The sequence below is a fragment of the Mycobacterium sp. genome (assembly GCF_049280035.1).
GTDB lineage: Bacteria > Actinomycetota > Actinomycetes > Mycobacteriales > Mycobacteriaceae > Mycobacterium.
In genome coordinates, this window is the sequence record NZ_JBAPPI010000031.1 from 1 (window position 1) to 1,973 (window position 1,973).

At 66.9% G+C, this 1,973-nt stretch carries 1 protein-coding gene and 2 pseudogenes; 2 read left to right on the forward strand and 1 reads right to left on the reverse strand.

Features of this window, described 5'->3' with window-relative positions:
• Positions 1 to 125, forward strand: a pseudogene (locus WAN71_RS01040) (DUF4245 domain-containing protein); the annotation flags it as partial.
• Between the two features lie 26 nt (positions 126 to 151).
• Here WAN71_RS01040 and WAN71_RS01045 read toward each other — a convergent pair.
• Complete coding sequence (locus tag WAN71_RS01045; protein WP_422223553.1) at positions 152 to 1,396, reverse strand: IS110 family transposase; 1,245 nt, start codon at positions 1,394 to 1,396, stop codon at positions 152 to 154.
• A gap of 254 nt (positions 1,397 to 1,650) precedes the next feature.
• Between WAN71_RS01045 and WAN71_RS01050 the strand changes: the two are divergent.
• Positions 1,651 to 1,973: pseudogene (locus WAN71_RS01050) on the forward strand (dienelactone hydrolase); the annotation flags it as partial.

Sequence of the window (1,973 nt, forward strand, 5' to 3'; positions counted from 1 at the left end):
CCACGCGGCTGGCCAGTCCGGTCGGGCCTGCCCAGGTCGCGATCACGGGTGCCGGGAGCGTCGATCAGTTCCGTACGCTGGCAGCCGCCACCCAATCACAGCCGCCGTTACCGGCGCATCGGTAGAAAGGACACGCATGAGTTGCCCTGTGTCAAGCCGCCCGGTGTTGAGCTTGGTTGAGCAATGTCTGGAGGGCGCGATGTTTGGCGGGGTCGTAGGCGATTCCGTCTTGCCAGCAGTGCCAGATGATGTAGAGCCAGGCGCGGGCGAGGATGCGGACGGCGTGGGGGTGGTCGTGTCCTCGGGCTCTGGCGCGGTTGTAAAGGTCGGCGGCCCAGGGGTTGGCGCGTCGGCTATCGCCGGCGAAGTCGGTGACAGCTTCGCGGAGTTGTTTGTCTGCGGCCCAACGGAATCCGACGTGTTTGACTTTTCCGGACTGGCGGGTGGAGGGAGCGACACCGGCCAGGCAGGCCAACGATTCCGGGGTGGGGAAGCGGGCTCGGCAGTCTCCGATCTCGCCGAGCAGGCGGGCCGCGCGGAACGTGCCCGAGCGCGGCAGGGAGGTGAAGATCCGCGCGTCGGCGTGGCGAGCGAGTTGTTCGGCGATATCGGCGTCAAGGGCCTTGATCTGGGCAGCGAGGCTGGACAGCACGGCCACGAAGGCGCCGGTGGTGGCGGTGCCGTCAGTCCCGGCGGTCCCGCGCGCTGCGCTGGTGAGCCGGTGGTAGAGCACGGAAGGGTCGGTGCGGCCGCTGTAGCCCGTGCTGGCCAGCCAGTCAGCCAGTCGCTTGACCGACAGCCAGTCCGCGCGGTCCTGGCAGTCGAAACGGGTCAAAAACGCCAGACCGATCGCACTGTCGAGGTCTGCGAACAATCCGACCGCACCGGGGAACACGGTCTTGAGGTGCGCGCGCAGCTGGTTGGCCACGGCGACCCGGTGGGCGACGAGGTCTTTGCGGGCGCGGCAGGTTTGGCGCAGGGTGACCGTGGCCGGGGTGTCGGGCAGCAGCGGGTGCAGCCTGGCTCGGTCGGTGCGCAGGGTGTCGGCCAGGACGAACGCGTCGAACCGGTCGTCCTTGTTACCGGCCGAACCGTAGCGTCCGCGCAGGTTCTTGACCTGGTTGGGACTGATCACCACGACCGTGACACCCGCGTCGAGCAGGGTGTTCACCACCGGACCGTCGGGCCGTTCGATCGCGACTTCTTGCACACCGGCGCGTTCCAGCACGGCGAGCAACTCGCGCAGTCCGGCGGCGTTGTGCTCGATCGTGCATCGCACAATTTCGCGACCGTGGGCGTCGACGATCGACAAAGCGTGATCATCACTCGCCCAATCGATCCCGCAGGTGACACCGTTGGTGGGTTCCGTCGGCAAGGTATTTCGGGCAGACTTCAAGACAGCCTCCTCGCTGCTAGTCCCAGTGGGGAGGCACCCTCGTGTGGTACCGGGGCACGTCTGCCTGTTCGCTCACTGTTCGGCGCTCGCAGGCGCTCAGCCCTGTCGACGGTCGGCGTGCCCCGGGTGAACGCTAGGTTCCGCAGAACTCATGCTGGACATAACCGCTGTCGAGCGAGCCGGGCGATAACCCAACGCCACCTCAGGTGCATCGGCGACCCATTCAAGATCACCGACACAAGGATGGTGCACCAGTGAGCGCACCGGAAGCTGACCTCACCGGTTGGTCTGTGGCGCCGTTCACCGGCGGCGGGTACACCCATGACGTCTACCGCCGGGGTGACGGGCCCGGCGTGGTGCTGATCCCGGAGCTACCGGGTATTCATCCCGGTGTGCTGGGACTGGGTAATCATCTGGTGGACAACGGGTTTACCGTCGCAATACCGTCGCTGTTCGGCGAGCCGGGTCGGCCGGTGTCGGTGGGCTATCTGGTTCCTACCGTCGCGCGGGCCTGTGTGGCAAGGGAATTCGCAGCGTTCGCGACCAACAAGCAGCGGCCGGTGTCGGTCTTCTTGCG